Origin of the sequence: Neosynechococcus sphagnicola sy1 (assembly GCF_000775285.1) — a bacterium.
Taxonomy (GTDB): Bacteria; Cyanobacteriota; Cyanobacteriia; order Neosynechococcales; family Neosynechococcaceae; genus Neosynechococcus; species Neosynechococcus sphagnicola.
The window spans coordinates 1-15810 of the sequence record NZ_JJML01000011.1; the positions used below are offsets into that span (position 1 = coordinate 1).

The following is a 15810-nucleotide window of genomic DNA, read 5'->3' on the forward strand; positions in this document are numbered from 1 at the left end:
CTCGAACAAGGGTTCGACTAACTGCTGCGATGTCAATTGCTGACGAAATAACCACACGGTTGTGGCATCGGGAACGCGCTCTTCAATCCCTAGATGGAGAAAGCGCATGAACGATAGGCGGTCGTTGATTTGGTACTCTAAGGATTCGTCGCTGATGTTGTACAACTGCTGCAATATCAACATCTTGAACAGCAGCAAGACATCGGTGGGTTTGCGTCCGGCGTTGCTTTTGCGAGGTTTGTCGTGAATTTGCTCCAGGATGGGGCGAAACTCTTGCCAAGGGATAATGCTGTCTAGACGAATCAGGATGTCTTGTTTCTGGGCTAGGATTTCATAACGCTGCTCTAGATCCCAAAGGCTTTGTTGTCCCATAGCTGTGAATGGATGACTAGTCTAATGCTCAATGATCTCATTGTTTCCTTGATGTGAGACAGCTTTGACTGAATTTTTCGAGGTGCCCGAAAAATGATTATGGGTGGCATTAGTAGGATTGAAATTTCTGGGGAACTATCAGGCGATGGTCAAAGACTGGCCGCCAGTCATCGCTCTGCTCGGTTCTAAATAGTTGAGAATAAAATCAATCACCACGGGCAACCCAGTTTGTAGCTTCAAGTTGCAGAACACAAAGGGTTTTTGCCCGCGCATTCGGGATGTATCCCGTGCCATCCCCTCTAGATCTGCACCGACTAGGGGAGCCAGATCAATTTTGTTAATCACCAACAAATCTGATTTGGTAATCCCTGGGCCTCCTTTGCGAGGAATTTTATCCCCCGCAGCCACATCAATGACATATATGGTTACATCTACCAGTTCAGGGCTGAAGGTGGCGGCCAGATTATCGCCCCCACTTTCTACAAACAGGAGGTCTAAATTGGTAAACCGCCGCTCCAGTTCTTCAATGGCGGCCAGATTAATCGACGCATCTTCCCGGATTGCGGTGTGGGGACAACCACCTGTTTCTACACCCATAATGCGATCGCCCTCCAGTGCCTGCGATCTCACCAAGAACTGAGCATCCTCCTGGGTGTAGATATCATTTGTAACCACTGCAATCCCAAACTGCCCTCGGAGGGCTTTACAAAGGGCTTCAACCAGGGCGGTTTTCCCAGAACCTACTGGACCTGCAATGCCTACCCGTAATCGACTCATGGCATCACCTGCTGCGGAAGGAATCTCGTCAAGGGGACTTCTTGGTAATTCACGGTATACCATAGCTGTAGATGTCTCTGCACCACCTCTTCTGAACGCATCCCATCCTGGGGCGACAACACTACTATGCAACTCAAAACCACCTGGCAGTTGGGCAGCAGCAATCCTGAGAATGCTGAAAATCTAGCAACCATTCAAAAATGGTGGGCAAGTCTCAATGGGCAGGAAATTTATTGGCAGCAGCGTTTATTATCTGCTACCATCCCTGTCCCAGAGCTGAACTGGGAACACCAGCGATTTGATGAGACCTTTCTGGTGACCCAACCGGAAATTCGCGGCATTACCCTTTACTGGCGTAAACCGCAGGGTACTCAAGAGCGCAATACCACTCCTAGCAAATTAGCCCTGGATACGGTACAGCAGCAGTTATATATTTACCCCCAGTCCCAGTCAGAGGTGGTGATTCGGGTACAACTGCCCCAGGTGCGCTACCAAACCATCACCCTTGATAATCCCCAATGGGAACATCAGCAGACTGACACTACCCAGAGCTTGATCCTACGAGACACAGCTCAGAAGTTGATTGTCGCCGTCAACTTTAGCCCAGAGAATTTTCCCCACGTATAGAACCCATTTGGAATCTATTAGGGATTGTGGATTAAGAGGACGTTTTAAAAGGGTAGGCTTTAGCCTCAAATACAGCTCAGAGGCGCGATCGCAAACCCTGTAACCCTGATTCTCTCGTATTAGCTTCTAAGTAGCTAGGGTGGTGAAACACACCCTGAATGACTTTTAAAACATCCTCTTAGAGGAGGGCTTGATCAATTAAAGGTGCAATGATGGCGATGTTCTTAAGCAATTCATTGGGGAGAGAGAACCGCTGTTGTAAATAATCAGGATCGGTGTAACTCAGCCACACTTTGTCATCAGCCGATTCCCATGCCAGCACCTTCAGAGGTAAATCCAGAGCGATCGTGGGTTCTGCGATCATGAGCGGTGTTCCGGCTTTCGGATTGCCAAATAGCAATAACTGCGTCGGACGTAGACTCAGCCCAACTTTTTCAGCTTCAGCTTGTTGATCAATACGAGCAAAGATGGTGATATTTTTTGCCTGCAAGATAGCTGCGAGTCGATCGATGGTTTCGGTGACTGAATAGGGGCTAAGCTGGCTGATGATGCCATTATTTACATTCATAGTAATCAGCATCCTTTACTTAGGATCGGGCAGCATGAACGTTACCGTTTCAATCGTGATCAATACAGCGGCTAAACCCATACTCAAACTTGCTCCGCTAGTGACAACCTTTTTGCCTGAGCGTGACACCATGATGATTCCCCGTTGAATTTCCGCATCAGCGATCGCTTTCAGGATGCTTCAAATCTGTGCCATACCGCCATCAACAAATAACTCAATGCCGTTCACAAAGCTGCTGTCGTCTGAAGCGAGAAAGACAACGGCTTTGGCAATTTCATCGGGTGTGCCGACTCTTCCCAGCGGAATCGTGCTGGCTTGGCTATCCACAAATGCCTGCAACTGCTCATCACTCAGTCCCAGGTGGTCATAACCAGGAGTTGGCACTACGCCAGGACTGATGGCGTTCACCCGGATCTGACGCCCTTTGAGATCGAGTGTCCAATTACGGGCAAACGATCGCACGGCGGCTTTAGTGGCGCTGTAAACGCTAAAGGCTGGAGTGCCTTTGATGGAAGTAATTGAGGCATTCAGGATGATGGAAGCACCGTCTGGCAGCAATGGCAACGCCTTTTGCACGGTGAACAGCACACCTTTGACGTTGATGTTGAACGTTTTGTCAAAGTGTTCTTCGGTGATTGATCCGAGGGGGGTCGATTTCGCCAACGCCAGCATTGGCAAACACTACATCGAGATGGCCTCGCTCTTGCTCGATCGTAGCAAACAAGCGATCGAGGTCTGCCAAATTAGAAACATCGCTTTGCACACCCCTGATGTTTTCGCCGATCGCGTTCACCGCAGCATCCAATTCAGCTTGACGACGACCTGTGATGAAGACATACGCTCCTTCAGCAACAAAATGTTTGGCAGTGGCAAGACCGATACCACTGTTACCACCCGTGACAAGAGCGACCTTTCCTTTTAGTTTGTTCATAGGATTAAACCTCGTGAGAATTCTAAGCTTGTGTGAATTATTTCTCTGTTGAGAGCAGTACAGACCAGTTAACTTGGGTGTAGGGTGTGAGGTGTTAGGTGTAAAGAATGCAAATGAGAAGTGCTAAATTTGCACTTGCGGCTTCATAGCTTTGAAAACAACAGATTTAACCCTTCAGTCATCGTTGGGTGAGTCAACACACCATCGCGCAGAACCGTGTAGGACATCTGAGCTTGCATCACCATTTGCACCGTTGAAATCATTTCACCCGCTGCATGACACAAGAGGGAACACCCAAGAATATGTCCTGTCTCACTATCCACGATCGCCTTCAACAGTCCCTCAGTTCGACCCGAAGTTCTCGCTCTGGGAATCGCTGCGGCTTCCAGTTTTGCGACACGAATCGCATATCCTTGTTGCTGCGCTGCGGCTTCGGTCAGACCCACTTGCGCCAGTTCTGGATCAATGAAGAGGCAAGAAGGAACTAAGCGATCGCGGCTGCTACGCTTACCGCCATCAATCAAATTTGATTTGACAATGCGATAATCATCCAGTGAGATGTGTGTATATTGCGGTCCCCGATTGATATCGCCTAACGCCCAAATTCCCGGTATGTTTGTTTCCAGGTGATCGTTGACTGGAATGAATCCACTTGCATCTTTTACGACACCCGCAGCGGCTAAGTTCAGAGAATCGGTAGTTGGCGCACGACCCACAGCGACCAGCAAATGTGAGCCTTGCAGGTGTATTGCTCGATCTGCAGATCGTATCTGAAGTTTAGTTGCATTGCCAATGCGCTCAGCGCCCAACACCGTTGCCTTGAGCAGGAATTCAACCCCCTCTTGTTCCAGCAAGGTTTGAACGGCGATCGCGATATCAGGATCTTGTGAGGACAGAATTTGTTCGCGTTGTCCAATCACGGTAACACGAGAGCCAAAGCGCCGAAACATCTGGGCAAACTCCAAACCAATGTAACCACTGCCGAGGATGATCAGATGCTCAGGTAGCTGTTCTAGCTCCATAATTGACTCACTCGTTAGAAATCCGGTTTCCTTGAGTCCGGGTAGGGGCGGAATCAACGGTCGTGTACCTGTGTTGATAAACAACCGCTCTGCACTGAGTATCCGGGTGATACCTTCAGGTGTTACAACTTCGATCGTTTTAGAATCAACAAATCGTGCTGTACCAATGATCAAGTTTTTACCTAAAGCCGCTGCTAAATTGTGCAAATTCATTTCACGTGCAGATAGCACCACCGATCGCTTTCGTTGGATTACCTCTGCTAAATTAACGGTAGGTACATTAGTCTTAACGCCATAAACGGCACTGTTCCGGACTGTATGGGCAACCTCCGCACTTGCCACCATTGTTTTGGTAGGAATGCAGGCGATGTTGATACATCCACCCCCAATCATCGTTGAACTGCGCTCCACCAGAGCGGTTTTGCGTCCAGCCATAACGAGTGCAGGTGCCAATGTTTTACCTGCTTTACCACCGCCAATCACAATGTCATCGTAGTATTCCGTGTTCATTCATATTTCCTTGTTCTAATATCGGCACGTTCAGCTTGATTTTTTACAAACTTCTGGCGGGTCATTATTTGTAGTCATCATTGCCCCGCCAGGCTCTTTAGAACGAATCTTTCATCTCAGATGAAGAAGGCATTCATACCGTCAATGTCAGAAAGGAAAGTCTCAATCTCGGTAATCTTGCCATTCTTGAGCCGACAGACTATAGCCACATACTCGTCGAGGAGACGATCGCCTTGCTGTGCCGTATTGTGCAATGACAGCGCCATATTGTCTCGACTAACAAGAATATGCAGTAGCTCAAATTTCAGCCCATAGCTTGCAAGTTTGCGGGCACGATCGATGACGGCATCGGCTCCACTGGCAGTGCCTGAGATTGTGTTATCGCCTGGCCATGTCCACTGTGCATCATCTGCAAGGAGGACATGGATTGCGCTCCAATCTCGCGCAGCAAGTGCCGCATGGAAACGGTGGGCAATGTCGAGCTTTGCATCGCGATCAACTGCTGATGCAACGACCTTTGTTTGAGAACGTGGCTCCATGTTCATGATTGTGATTCTCCTGTTCTATTTGCTCTTCGTTTTTAGCGATAGATAGTTGTCTGAACACCCATTCGTAATCTCATGTAGTTACTTCATTGCTGCCACAACCTCATCTGTGGACAGAACAGCGTTGGCAACATACCCAAAATTGATCAGTGCTGCCTTGTAACCGTCGCCCAACTCTGGATGGCGTGGGGCAGCCGTGGCATCTTTGACGACAAGCACCTCAAATCCCTGTTCAATCAAGTCACGCAAGTGAGCTTCAACACAAAGATTTGCCAGCATTCCGAGCAGAATAACTTTGCTGAGGTTGCGCTTACGTAGTTGTAAAACGAGGTCATTGCTCTGCGGTCCATAGACCTTATGGGGACTGACCACGATCGTCTTGCCATCCTCGATAAAAGGCTTGTAGCGATCGAGCCAATCCGCACCCGATCCTAAGAACCCATCAAGAGTGAGGGGGCCACTGCGAGTAAATTCCTTTACCCCCAGCATCATCTGTTCCAGGGTTCCGACAAATTGCCAGTTGTAGTCGGTGGGATAGTAATAGTGGGGAGAGATGAACACCTCAAAACCGTTCTGCTTTGCCGCTTTGAAGATGCGCTCAATGTTCTCGACGGTCTTGTTCTCCTTGACGCTATCACCCACCAAATCCCAGGAAACCCCGGTTTCACTCAAGACATCATTTTGCGGATCGATGACGACGATCGCGGTGTCATTTTTGTTGATGTTCATATCTCTTCTTGTGTGTTTACAGTTTGATTTGTAAGGGCGCGATCTCGCTGAATATTCTCAACCTCTTTACCCGCATTCTCAAATGCGAACTGTATAGTCCATCGACAATGATCAACCGATTAACCAGGCAATATAAAGAGATGGCATTCTTGTAGGGTGCTGTATAGCCTTCGGCATTAAAGAAAAGCGATAGCGTAATGCACCCAAATCATGATCTGACCTCCCTTTAAGCGATGGAGCGGCTGAGCCAGTCCTCGAAACAGGTCGAACCAATGAGCGAGTTGTCTCCTGGGACGAGCGTATGATCGTCCAGCTCTGCGCCGAAGTAGCGGGCGTGGATATCTGTGACGACCTGGCGGGGATCGTGGGTTGCGCTCAAGAATCGGCGGATGAGTTCGTCAAAATGAAGTCGGTCTGGACACGCTAGATCAACGATGCCGTTCACGGGTTCTCCCAGGGTGATATCGACTAGCGCGGCAGCTACGTCATCCGACACGATGGGCTGGATCAAGGCAGCAGGCAAGCGCACTGTTTGTCCATCGGTAGCAGCTTGGGCGATCGCCCCCATGAACTCGAAGAACTGCGTGGCACGAAGGATTGTATAGGGTACTCCTCCAGCCTTGATCAGCTTTTCTTGAGCCGCTTTCGCACGCATATAGCCGCTGTCAGGGATGCGATCGGCTCCAACGACCGATAGCGCCACATGATGACCCACACCCGCGATCGCCTCCGCTGCCAGCAGGTTCCGGAATGACTTCTCGAAAAATTCCAACACCGCTGCATCCTCGAAGGATGGTAAGTTCGTCACATCAACGACGACTTGAGCGCCCACCAGCACATCAGCCAATCCCTCACCCGTGACAGCATTCACCCCCGATGAAGGAGAGGCTGCCACCACCTCATAACCGCGCTCACGTAGCGTGTTTACGAGTTTCTTACCAATGAGTCCATTGCCGCCGATAACAACAATTTTCATGACAAAATCTCTCATCATTTAGAGAACAGTTGATTCACTTTTTCTGGAGTGGAATAACTAGAGTGGAATAAATTGACTACTCTCATAGAAACTCGGTAGGTCAGCGATCACGAAGTGCTGCCCGCAAAGCGCGATCGCTAAAAGTTAGCAAGAACGAGGATTAATTCTGACGAGAGTAGAAGAAACGATCGTTTCCTATTTCAGATATTTCTTCAGTTCAGCGGCTGCTTGGACAAAAAGAGAACGAACTGCTGGAACCTCGGCTAACCCATTTAATAGCCCAAAGTCATGAATCATGCCGTTGTATCGCACGGTTGTTACTTTTACTCCGGCTTCATCGAGTTTGCGTCCATAGGCTTCGCCTTCATCTCGCAGGATATCGCTTTCTGCAACCTGAATTAAGGCTGGAGGTAATCCTTGTAGTTGCTCAACCGTTGCCTGTAGGGGAGATGCGTAGATGTCTTTGCGTTTTTCTGGGTCAGCAATGTACATGTCATACATCCACTGCATCAACGGTGTCGTGAGAAACCGTTTCTCGCCAAATTGTTGATAGGACTCCGTGGCAAAATTCGCATCGACGATCGGCCACATCATGATTTGCAACTTAATGTGCGGTCCCCCGTTCGCTTTTGCCTTCAACGTTGTGACAGCCGTCATGTTACCGCCCACGCTGTTACCCACCACTGCCAGATTTTTGCCATCTACATCAATTTGTTCACCATGCTCGGCAACCCATTTGGTCGCCGCATAAATCTCATTAATGGCTTGGGGATACTGAGCATCGGGTGTGCGCGTGTAGTTGACAAAGACTCCTGCAAACCCTGAAAGCACCACAAGATCACGCACCATGCGCTTATGGGTTGGATAATCGCCCAGTACCCAACCACCGCCATGAATAAAGATGAACACTGGCAAGATACCTTTCACACCTTCCGGTCGCACAATGTTGAGTACGATCGAATACCCATCAGCGTTAATCGTCTTTTCAGACTCTTCAATCCCTGAAAGATCGACTTTAGCTGAAGCCTGAGCATCCACCAGCACTTGACGGGCTTCGAGCGGTGGCAACGTCTCTAACGGGACACCACCTGAATTCAACAATTTCAAAAATGCCTTCACTTCTCTGGAAAGACGCGGATCGTCTGCGACTTCTAAAACGCTCACTGTCTGTGGTTGTGCTTGAGCAATCATAGTAATCTCCTGTGGTTGATGATGGTAAACACTCTGTTGAAATGACAGTGTCAAGCTCAGGGGCTTAACACTGTTGTTTGATATGCAACGATCGTGGAATGACCAGCACCGACTACCCTAAGTGCTGTCTTAAAAATGCCAACGTGCGATCGTGCGCTAATTCTGCGGCTGCTTGGCGATAAGCAGTACTGCCCACGCGACTAAAACCGTGACTCACTCCTGCATAGCGACAGATAGTTACTAGAGGGTTGTCTTTCAATCCCTGTTGAATGGTTGCTTGAGCGGTGGGCGACACATACTCGTCCTCTTCACCCATATGCAAGAGCAGCGGTTTCTGAATCTTTGTCGCTTCTGCTAAGTACTTCTCAATGCCAACACCGTAGTAACTAACATTGGCATCCGCATCTGTGCGCGTTGCCATGAAATAGGCTAGTTTGCCACCCGAACAAAAGCCTACACTGCCGACCTTGCCCGTGCTGCTGGGATACTGCCGCAGAAAAAGCAAGGTTGCCTTCAAGTCTTCTATACCGCTATCCACATCAAACGCCCGGTCTAGCTCAAAGGCTTTAGCAAACTGGTCTTTATCCTCAGGATCGAGTTGCACACCCGGTTCTAGTCGCCAATAGAGATCCGGCACGAGCACCTGATAGCCTTCTTTCGCGTAATTATCGGCAGTCTGCCGCATAATGGCATTGACCCCAAGGACTTCTTGAATCAGCACAATACCTGCACGAGGCTGAGTACTTGGTGCAGCTAGATAGGCGCTAAACATGCCTCCAGACGAGGCTGGAATGGTTACATTTTGAGTTGTCATAAATTCCGTTTTTTAACAATTTGCTGTTTAGACGTTGACCTAATCAAACAGCGTTGCCGAATATTCATCAGACAGGGATGGGTTGCAGCCGTGCCGCGAGAAATTGACCGATGTAGTTTGCGATCGCATCCCCCTCTTCTTCCAACGCAAAATGCCCAGTATCGAGTAAATGGAATTCAATATCTTTCAGGTCGCGCTTATAGGGATAAGCGCCTTCAGCAGGGAAGATGTAGTCATTCTTGCCCCAAACAATCAGGGTAGGTGGCTGATATTCGCGGAAATACTCCTGCCATTGTGGGTATAACGGTGGATTCGTACCATAGCTATAAAACAGCGCCAGTTGAATCTCATCGTTTCCAGGGCGATCGAGGAAGGGTTGATCCATATTCCAGGTATCCGGACTGATCGCTTCAAGATTGCGAACGCCGTTAGTGTATTGCCACTTTGTCGTTTCCAGGGTGAAAAAGGGTCTGAGCTTGTCCGCATTCTCAGGAGAACGATCTTGCCAGTAAGCCATGATCGGCTCCCAAAATTCGCGCAGACCTTCCTCGTAAGCATTGCCATTTTGCACAATCAAAGCTTCTACTCGCTCTGGGTATTTAGCCGCAATCCGGTAGCCAATGGGCGCACCATAATCCATCACGTAGAGGCTATATTTCTTGAGATCGATCGCGGTAATAAATTTCTCCACAATCTCAGCCAGATGATCAAACGTGTAGTCAAATTCATTCACCGTTGGCATGGAACTGTTGCCGTAACCGGGATAATCGGGGGCAACCAGATGGAATCGATCGGCAAGTGCCGACATCAAATTGCGGAACATGTGGGAGGAGGTCGGAAAGCCGTGCAACAGCAGAATTGTGGGATTACTGCGGGAGCCAGCTTCGCGGTAGAAGATATCTAACCCATCGATAGAAACGGTACGAAATGTGGTCATCAGATTACTCCTTGTGAGTTTATAAAGGTTTCACTGCCTAACGACGGCTCTGTTGCTGGAAATAGTCGCGCCAGCTTTCGGGTAACGCTGCAAGTTGAGCAGCACGGTGCAGTAACTCTGGATTGTTCGGCTCACGGGTATAAAGTTGAGTGATATCGGCAACCGTGATATTGTTCTCATCCCGACTCACTAACTCGAGAGTGTCTCCTGTTCCGACTTCGCCCTCTTGTAAAACAGAGAAATAAAAGCCAGTGCGACGACTGGCAAGAAAGCGTTTCACCATATCCGGTCGCCCAAACCGAATCCCCAGTTTGTAGCAGGGTAGGCGCGGCTGCGTCACCATCAGTTTGACTGTACCAATCTGAAAGCGATCGCCAATGTTTAGTTCCGCTTCTTTCAGTCCAGTGGTCGTGAAATTTTCACCAAAGTTGCCAAGGGTTAACTCAGTGTCAGGTAATTCACTCCGCCAGTAATCGTAATGCTCAAAGGGATAAGCATAGACTGCTTTTTCCAATCCACCATGAACGGTTAGATCCGCCTGTCCATCACCGTCTAAATTGAGCGATCGCACCATCACCCGATCGCTAATTGGCTCTTTGAAAATGCCAGTTCTCACTGTTTTTCCGTTCCAGTTCACTTCACGGGGGAGTCCGACGTTGACAGAAATGAGTTTCATTTCAGATTAATTTCCTGCTTGACTGAAGACTTTTAGAGTAATGATTTGGGATATAGCCACTGCCTAAATAACTGTGTCAGGCGTGGCATAATTAGATAAGTGAGAAATGCCACTACGAGTCCAGTTGTGATGAGTTGATTGAGTAATACAGGCAACCCAGACAGTAATGGTGCCAGCAGACGGGTGAGAATCGCGAGAGTGATAAACACTCCCAACCAGGTAACCAACGCCATTTTGTAACGAGGCGGGGGAGACTTCATCGGTTTGTTAGATAGACTAAACCACGTCTCTAGTCCGGTCAGAGTTTGAACGGTTTCAGGCTTTTCAATCAGCGGCTGTAATCGCTCAATCCATTCCCGCCGAGTCTCAGATTCTAGCCACTTTTTGAGAGTGTTGTAGTGGTCAAATCGGACAATGTGGACATACTCAGGGTGTGCATGATCGCGCGGTCGAATCGCATTTACCCCTAAATATCCTGTGAATTTTTGGGCAGCTGTGGCGATGCCATGAAACCATTCTTCGTAGCCCTGCTCCCGCCCTGGTCTGACAACATGAGAAATGATGGCTGTTACTTGATGGTTTTCTGTATCTTCACCAATGGCAAGCGGTTCTTCCAACATAGATATGTCCTTGCGTAATTTTGCTGTATGTCTAACATTAATTACTGGCAGCGGTAATGGCTGCCATCAAGTGGTTAATGTTCCAGCGATCGCGATACCGAATGCCATTAATAAATAGTGTTGGGGCATCTGTTACTCCACTGTGTAAGCCGCCTTCAATATCTTGATTGATGCGATCAATATGCACCTGTTTGGCTAGATCTTGCAGAAATTGGGAAATATCGAGCCCGAGATGATTGGCATACTCCACCAGATAACCATTTCCCAATTCTTGTGAACGGATGAACAGCAGATCGTGCATTTGCCAAAACTGACCCTGAACCGCCGCTGCTTCCGCTGCCTCCGCCGCATGTTGAGCCTGAGGATGAATCTGGCGCTGTGGAAAATGACGAAAAATCAAACAGGAATAATTTGCTCCAAACGAAACACTAAGCTGTTGCTGAATCGCTCTGAGTAGCCGATAACCGTCCGCACACTGAGAACTTTGATAGTCTCCATACATCACCAGCACTATGGCGGCATTCAGCACACCTTTTATGTGATCTTGTGTTGAAGGTGGGACGGATAATGAACTACAACCTCGGTCTTGACTCACTCGATACCTCTTAGGAAAGAACGGCTTGACGCAGGCGATCGCGCAACCTTCTTTCCACAATCTAGATAAAGCAAACTCAAACCCTGCAACTAAATTGCTATTTGTGTTTGCTCGAATTCAATATAGGTAATTACCTTTTACTTGTCGTCCACTCTGAGTTGACACTTTTGTTCATTAAAACGATCAATGAATCAGCCCATCTCACAAAGGAAGGCTAGCTCCAACTCAAGTTGGCATCCAAACTCAAACTAAAGGACAACTTGCCTACAAACTGACAATCCCGCGTTTAACGGAAACAATCACAGCTTGAGTGCGATCGTTCACTCCCAGTTTGCTTAAAATTCGATTCACATGAGATTTGACGGTACTTTCACCGATACTCAAAGTAGCGCCAATTTCCTGGTTGCTCATCCCTTGTGCCATTGAACGAAGGACTTCTAGCTCTCGTTCACTCAGTTCTGGATTGCTCATTCGCTGCACCAGTTTCGCGCCCACGTCTGGCGGCACATACTTTTGACCGCTGTGAATCGTCCGAATTGCATTCAGCAGCTCATTCGGTTTCGCATCTTTGAGCAGATAGCCTTGAGCACCAGCCTGCAAACCACGATAGATATCTTCATCGCTATCGTAGGTGGTTAGCACCATGATCTGAGCCTGTTTAAATTCAGCACAAATCGCCGCAATGGCTTCAACACCTCCAACTTGAGGCATTCGTAAATCCATTAGCGTCACATCGGGTTGATATTCACGGAAGAGTGCGATCGCCTGCTGCCCATCTTCCGCTTGAGCAATCACCGTCATTTCTGGATCGCGGTCAATGATCGTTGCTAATCCTTGTCTGACAATGGAATGATCATCAGCGATCAGAACCCGAATCGGAGTGAATGGACTCATCATGCTTCTCTCTTTCGATTGACAACGACAACAATTTCTGTTCCTTCCCCTGGTTGGCTCTCAATGGTCAGTTGTGCCCCAATAGTGTCTGCCCGCTCGCTCATGCCCAGCAACCCAAATCCACCCACAGAAGGGATGCTACCCACGCCAAAGCCTCGTCCATCATCTTGAACGCGCAAGAGACATTGGGTGTTTTCATACACCAACTCAACCCGAATTTCGTCTGCATCCGCGTATCTGATAGCATTGGTCAAGGCTTCCTGCCCCATCCGCAGTAAGTTATTCTCAACATCAGGGGGCAGAGAGTAGGCTGTGCCTTTAGTTTCGTAGCTTAGAGCCGTATCCGTTGCGGCTCTCATTTGAGTCACAAGTTGATGTAATGCACTTGGTAAATCGCCCTGCTCCAAAAAATGGGGACGAAGTGCTGCAACGGAACGGCGAGCTTCAGCCAGTCCTATTCGCGCCAGTTCATCAATCATCTCCAGATGGGCCTGGGTTGCTTCTAAATCATCGGCTAACACCTGACTTGCCCCACCGACCTGAACCAGAATACCGGTAAAGGCTTGCGCCAGTGTGTCGTGAATCTCCCGTGCCATGCGGTTGCGTTCCTCTAAAATTGAGGTTGCTTCAGCCCGTTTGCGATCGCTGATATCTAAGTTGAGAGCATAGAATCCAATCACTTGAGCATTCACATCAACGTTGGGAATTAAGGTTGTATCGAGATATTTGTTGCCTGAAGGTAAAGGGATTTCTTCTTCAAAGGTTGTTGTTTGTCCTGCCAGCACTTGGTTAATATAGGGTTCAACCATTGAATATATCCTATCGCCTATGAACTCACGAATAGACTTGCCCAAAATATCGTCCTGGCTACAGCAACACCAAACCCTATAGGTGTAATTGACAAAGCGATAATGCTGGTTAGCATCAACATATGCAATACCAACAGGTAAAACATCTGTAATCAGCCGTAATTCCCGTTCTCGCTTACGCAATTCGGCTTCACTTTTCTGTAATGCTGCTGTTCGTTCTGCAACCTGTTGCTCTAAGGTACGGTTATAATCGGCTAACAGTTTCTCGGCTTGTTTGCGTTCGGTAATATCTTGAAAGGCGACGATCGCATAAACTACATTGCCCTGTTCGTCAAACACGGGTGTTCCCCATACCTCAATTGGGATGGTTGAATTATCTTGGCGAATATCTATATCGTCAATCGTGGTGCGTTCTCCGCTTAATGCCCGGATAACTGGCAGTCTCTCAGTCGGATAAATTTGATCCGTTCCCATCACATAAAACTGATAAACCTCTGAGATTTGTTCCGGCGATATAGCAGGATCAATCCCTTTACCCATGAGTTGAATGCCCCGTTGGTTGGCGTAATAAGGGCGACCCCCTGCATCGACAATACCTATGCCCACCGGAATGGCTTCTAGAAATTGAGTCATCTTGCTTTCGCTAGCGCGTAGCTTTGAGTAGAGCTTGGCATTTTCGATCGCGATCGCGGCCTGAGTGGAGAGTAGATTTAGAACTTGCGTGCGCGTAGCGTCTCCTTCGGAGAATCTTTCGGGTGTAAAGGCTCCAACCGCTAATTGATTTTCTAGATACAAAACGCCGACCAGCTTGCTCTGATTCAGCAGCGGCAAACAGAGAAGTGATTGAGTTTGATGATTCTGAATATAGGGATCATGGATGAAATGACCTTCACGAGTGGCATCGTTGAGGATGACCGATTCATGAGTTCGGATCACGTATTGAATGATTGACTCAGGTAAGCGATTCGTCATTGGAGTCGATTGCAGTACTTGAGTCGTGCAGCCACTTTCACCGCTAACCAGTTCACAAGCAGCATTGATTCTCCATTCGCCTGCATCCTCTAAAAGCAAATATCCGGTTTGCGCCCCAGCATTCTCGATGAGGATCTGCATTAACGAACTGAGCAACTGCTTTAGTTCAATCTCACTGGAAATGGCTTGAGCTGCTTTCATCACGGTTGCTAAATCAAAATCTACCTGCGAGGTATTAGAGGTGGTTCCAGCAGTGGTATGGATTGAAGAAGCGTTCACACCCGACGACTGAGAAAAGAACTGGGGATAGCGCGCTTCTAAATCTTTGACTTTTGCCCTTGCGCCCCATCGTTCATAGCAGTAATGAGTTTCTTTCATATAGAGCTGGGCAAACTTTTCTCTACCACGAGCTAAGTAATGCTTGGCAGCTAATTCATAGGCTAATGCTTCTTCTTGGATGTATCCGTTTTCTCTAGCCCCTTGAATCGCTTGTTCGTAGAACTCCTCCGCCTCAAGCAACTGACCCAAAACTCGCGCTTTCTCTGCCTCAACGAGATGATATTTATGCAAATAATTCATGGGTGCATAATATGCCCAGCGTTTCATTTCCGCTTGCCTTTCCGTAACTTTTTTAAAGATTTCTGCTTTTACTTCAGTGCTGCTTTCAGGATATATAGCCAACCTTGCTAACGCATCATAGAAATAGTATAAAGGACCAAGTGGTGTGCCCATAATTGGGATGAAATAAGGTTCTGCTACATCTGAGTTTTCAATAGCCTGAGCGTACTCAGAAAAGAGATAGCACAGATAAAGTTTATTAAAAGAGGCATTAAAGATTGCTGTTCCATCATTGGCTACTTTGTGTATTGATAATCCGTCCGCTTCATTGTAAAATCGACCAATTAAATGGGTTGGATTAACTGAATCTCCTATCAAATTCGCGATTGCCTGCTGAAACGTTTGATTCCAGGTCAGTGCTGTTTTCTGTTTGATTCGACTAATTGCTTCAGTGTAAGTTGTCATAGCGTATGCAACCTCTGCGAGTTCTTTTCCAACAACATAGAGTTGAAAACAATAGCAATGCGCGCAATACGCTGCGAATTCTAAATCCCCATTTTCTAGTCCAATTTGATAGGTTTCTAGCAATGGCTCCAGTGATTCTTTAAGATGTTCTTTCCAGTGTAGGACGTGTTCATATGCCATAAACAATGTCCTGGCTTTGAGTGAATGGGTATCGGTTTTGAC

16 protein-coding genes and 1 pseudogene are annotated in these 15810 nt (G+C 47.9%); 1 reads left to right on the forward strand and 16 read right to left on the reverse strand.

Going from position 1 to position 15810, the window contains the following annotated elements:
* On the reverse strand, window positions 1-372 hold a 372-nt coding region (locus DO97_RS05875), incomplete at its 3' end, for an IS5/IS1182 family transposase (RefSeq protein WP_036531747.1).
* A gap of 138 nt (window positions 373-510) precedes the next feature.
* The gene (gene ureG, locus DO97_RS05880) at window positions 511-1149 is read right to left on the reverse strand and encodes an urease accessory protein UreG (RefSeq protein WP_052128443.1); all 639 of its coding nucleotides are present in this window, start codon (window positions 1147-1149) and stop codon (window positions 511-513) included.
* Between the two features lie 126 nt (window positions 1150-1275).
* Between ureG and DO97_RS05885 the strand changes: the two genes are divergently transcribed.
* Window positions 1276-1776, forward strand: a complete 501-nt coding sequence (locus DO97_RS05885) for a hypothetical protein (protein ID WP_036531748.1) — start codon at window positions 1276-1278, stop codon at window positions 1774-1776.
* A 178-nt stretch (window positions 1777-1954) separates the two neighbouring features.
* Here the strand turns inward: DO97_RS05885 and DO97_RS05890 are convergent, their stop codons facing one another.
* The 14 genes and pseudogenes from DO97_RS05890 to DO97_RS05955 form a co-directional block, all read right to left on the reverse strand.
* Window positions 1955-2344 carry a DUF302 domain-containing protein gene (locus DO97_RS05890; protein ID WP_081980642.1) on the reverse strand — a complete coding sequence of 130 codons (390 nt, stop codon included), beginning with the start codon at window positions 2342-2344 and terminating at the stop codon, window positions 1955-1957.
* 180 nt (window positions 2345-2524) lie between these two features.
* Window positions 2525-3275: pseudogene (locus DO97_RS30815) on the reverse strand (SDR family oxidoreductase).
* A gap of 143 nt (window positions 3276-3418) precedes the next feature.
* Window positions 3419-4807, reverse strand: a complete 1389-nt coding sequence (locus DO97_RS05900) for a mercuric reductase (protein WP_036531750.1) — start codon at window positions 4805-4807, stop codon at window positions 3419-3421.
* A 116-nt stretch (window positions 4808-4923) separates the two neighbouring features.
* A complete protein-coding gene (locus DO97_RS05905) occupies window positions 4924-5346 on the reverse strand; it encodes a nuclear transport factor 2 family protein (RefSeq protein ID WP_052128445.1) in 423 nt (140 codons plus the stop codon).
* 87 nt (window positions 5347-5433) lie between these two features.
* The gene (locus DO97_RS05910) at window positions 5434-6081 is read right to left on the reverse strand and encodes a cysteine hydrolase family protein (protein ID WP_036531751.1); all 648 of its coding nucleotides are present in this window, start codon (window positions 6079-6081) and stop codon (window positions 5434-5436) included.
* 226 nt (window positions 6082-6307) lie between these two features.
* Window positions 6308-7057, reverse strand: a complete 750-nt coding sequence (locus DO97_RS05915; protein WP_036531765.1) for an SDR family oxidoreductase — start codon at window positions 7055-7057, stop codon at window positions 6308-6310.
* A 195-nt stretch (window positions 7058-7252) separates the two neighbouring features.
* On the reverse strand, window positions 7253-8248 hold the full coding sequence (locus DO97_RS05920) for an alpha/beta hydrolase (RefSeq protein WP_036531752.1): 996 nt from the start codon (window positions 8246-8248) through the stop codon (window positions 7253-7255).
* 112 nt (window positions 8249-8360) lie between these two features.
* A complete protein-coding gene (locus DO97_RS05925; protein ID WP_036531753.1) occupies window positions 8361-9062 on the reverse strand; it encodes a dienelactone hydrolase family protein in 702 nt (233 codons plus the stop codon).
* 67 nt (window positions 9063-9129) lie between these two features.
* Window positions 9130-9999: an alpha/beta fold hydrolase gene (locus DO97_RS05930; RefSeq protein ID WP_036531754.1), complete on the reverse strand. Its 870-nt coding sequence runs from the start codon at window positions 9997-9999 to the stop codon at window positions 9130-9132.
* Window positions 10000-10036: 37 nt separating this feature from the next.
* Window positions 10037-10675: an MOSC domain-containing protein gene (locus DO97_RS05935; RefSeq protein WP_036531755.1), complete on the reverse strand. Its 639-nt coding sequence runs from the start codon at window positions 10673-10675 to the stop codon at window positions 10037-10039.
* A 32-nt stretch (window positions 10676-10707) separates the two neighbouring features.
* Entirely contained in the window at window positions 10708-11295 is a 588-nt protein-coding gene (locus tag DO97_RS05940; protein ID WP_036531757.1) for a putative antibiotic biosynthesis monooxygenase, read from the reverse strand.
* Between the two features lie 37 nt (window positions 11296-11332).
* On the reverse strand, window positions 11333-11890 hold the full coding sequence (locus tag DO97_RS05945) for a DsbA family protein (protein ID WP_036531759.1): 558 nt from the start codon (window positions 11888-11890) through the stop codon (window positions 11333-11335).
* Window positions 11891-12154: 264 nt separating this feature from the next.
* Window positions 12155-12784, reverse strand: a complete 630-nt coding sequence (locus DO97_RS05950) for a response regulator transcription factor (protein ID WP_036531761.1) — start codon at window positions 12782-12784, stop codon at window positions 12155-12157.
* Window positions 12784-15810 (reverse strand): PAS domain-containing protein (locus tag DO97_RS05955; protein WP_036531766.1); only part of this gene is annotated, 3027 nt, incomplete at its 5' end. The genes DO97_RS05955 and DO97_RS05950, both read right to left, overlap by 1 nt.

Excerpts from the sequence above, each read along its gene's own strand:
- DO97_RS05925 (WP_036531753.1), bottom strand. The coding sequence starts at position 9,062 with ATGACAACTCAAAATGTAACCATTCCAGCCTCGTCTGGAGGCATGTTT.
- ureG (WP_052128443.1), bottom strand. The coding sequence starts at position 1,149 with ATGAGTCGATTACGGGTAGGCATTGCAGGTCCAGTAGGTTCTGGGAAA.
- DO97_RS05885 (WP_036531748.1), top strand. The coding sequence starts at position 1,276 with ATGCAACTCAAAACCACCTGGCAGTTGGGCAGCAGCAATCCTGAGAAT.
- DO97_RS05930 (WP_036531754.1), bottom strand. The coding sequence starts at position 9,999 with ATGACCACATTTCGTACCGTTTCTATCGATGGGTTAGATATCTTCTAC.
- DO97_RS05940 (WP_036531757.1), bottom strand. The coding sequence starts at position 11,295 with ATGTTGGAAGAACCGCTTGCCATTGGTGAAGATACAGAAAACCATCAA.
- DO97_RS05950 (WP_036531761.1), bottom strand. The coding sequence starts at position 12,784 with ATGAGTCCATTCACTCCGATTCGGGTTCTGATCGCTGATGATCATTCC.
- DO97_RS05900 (WP_036531750.1), bottom strand. The coding sequence starts at position 4,807 with ATGAACACGGAATACTACGATGACATTGTGATTGGCGGTGGTAAAGCA.
- DO97_RS05915 (WP_036531765.1), bottom strand. The coding sequence starts at position 7,057 with ATGAAAATTGTTGTTATCGGCGGCAATGGACTCATTGGTAAGAAACTC.
- DO97_RS05905 (WP_052128445.1), bottom strand. The coding sequence starts at position 5,346 with ATGGAGCCACGTTCTCAAACAAAGGTCGTTGCATCAGCAGTTGATCGC.
- DO97_RS05910 (WP_036531751.1), bottom strand. The coding sequence starts at position 6,081 with ATGAACATCAACAAAAATGACACCGCGATCGTCGTCATCGATCCGCAA.
- DO97_RS05935 (WP_036531755.1), bottom strand. The coding sequence starts at position 10,675 with ATGAAACTCATTTCTGTCAACGTCGGACTCCCCCGTGAAGTGAACTGG.
- DO97_RS05920 (WP_036531752.1), bottom strand. The coding sequence starts at position 8,248 with ATGATTGCTCAAGCACAACCACAGACAGTGAGCGTTTTAGAAGTCGCA.
- DO97_RS05890 (WP_081980642.1), bottom strand. The coding sequence starts at position 2,344 with ATGAATGTAAATAATGGCATCATCAGCCAGCTTAGCCCCTATTCAGTC.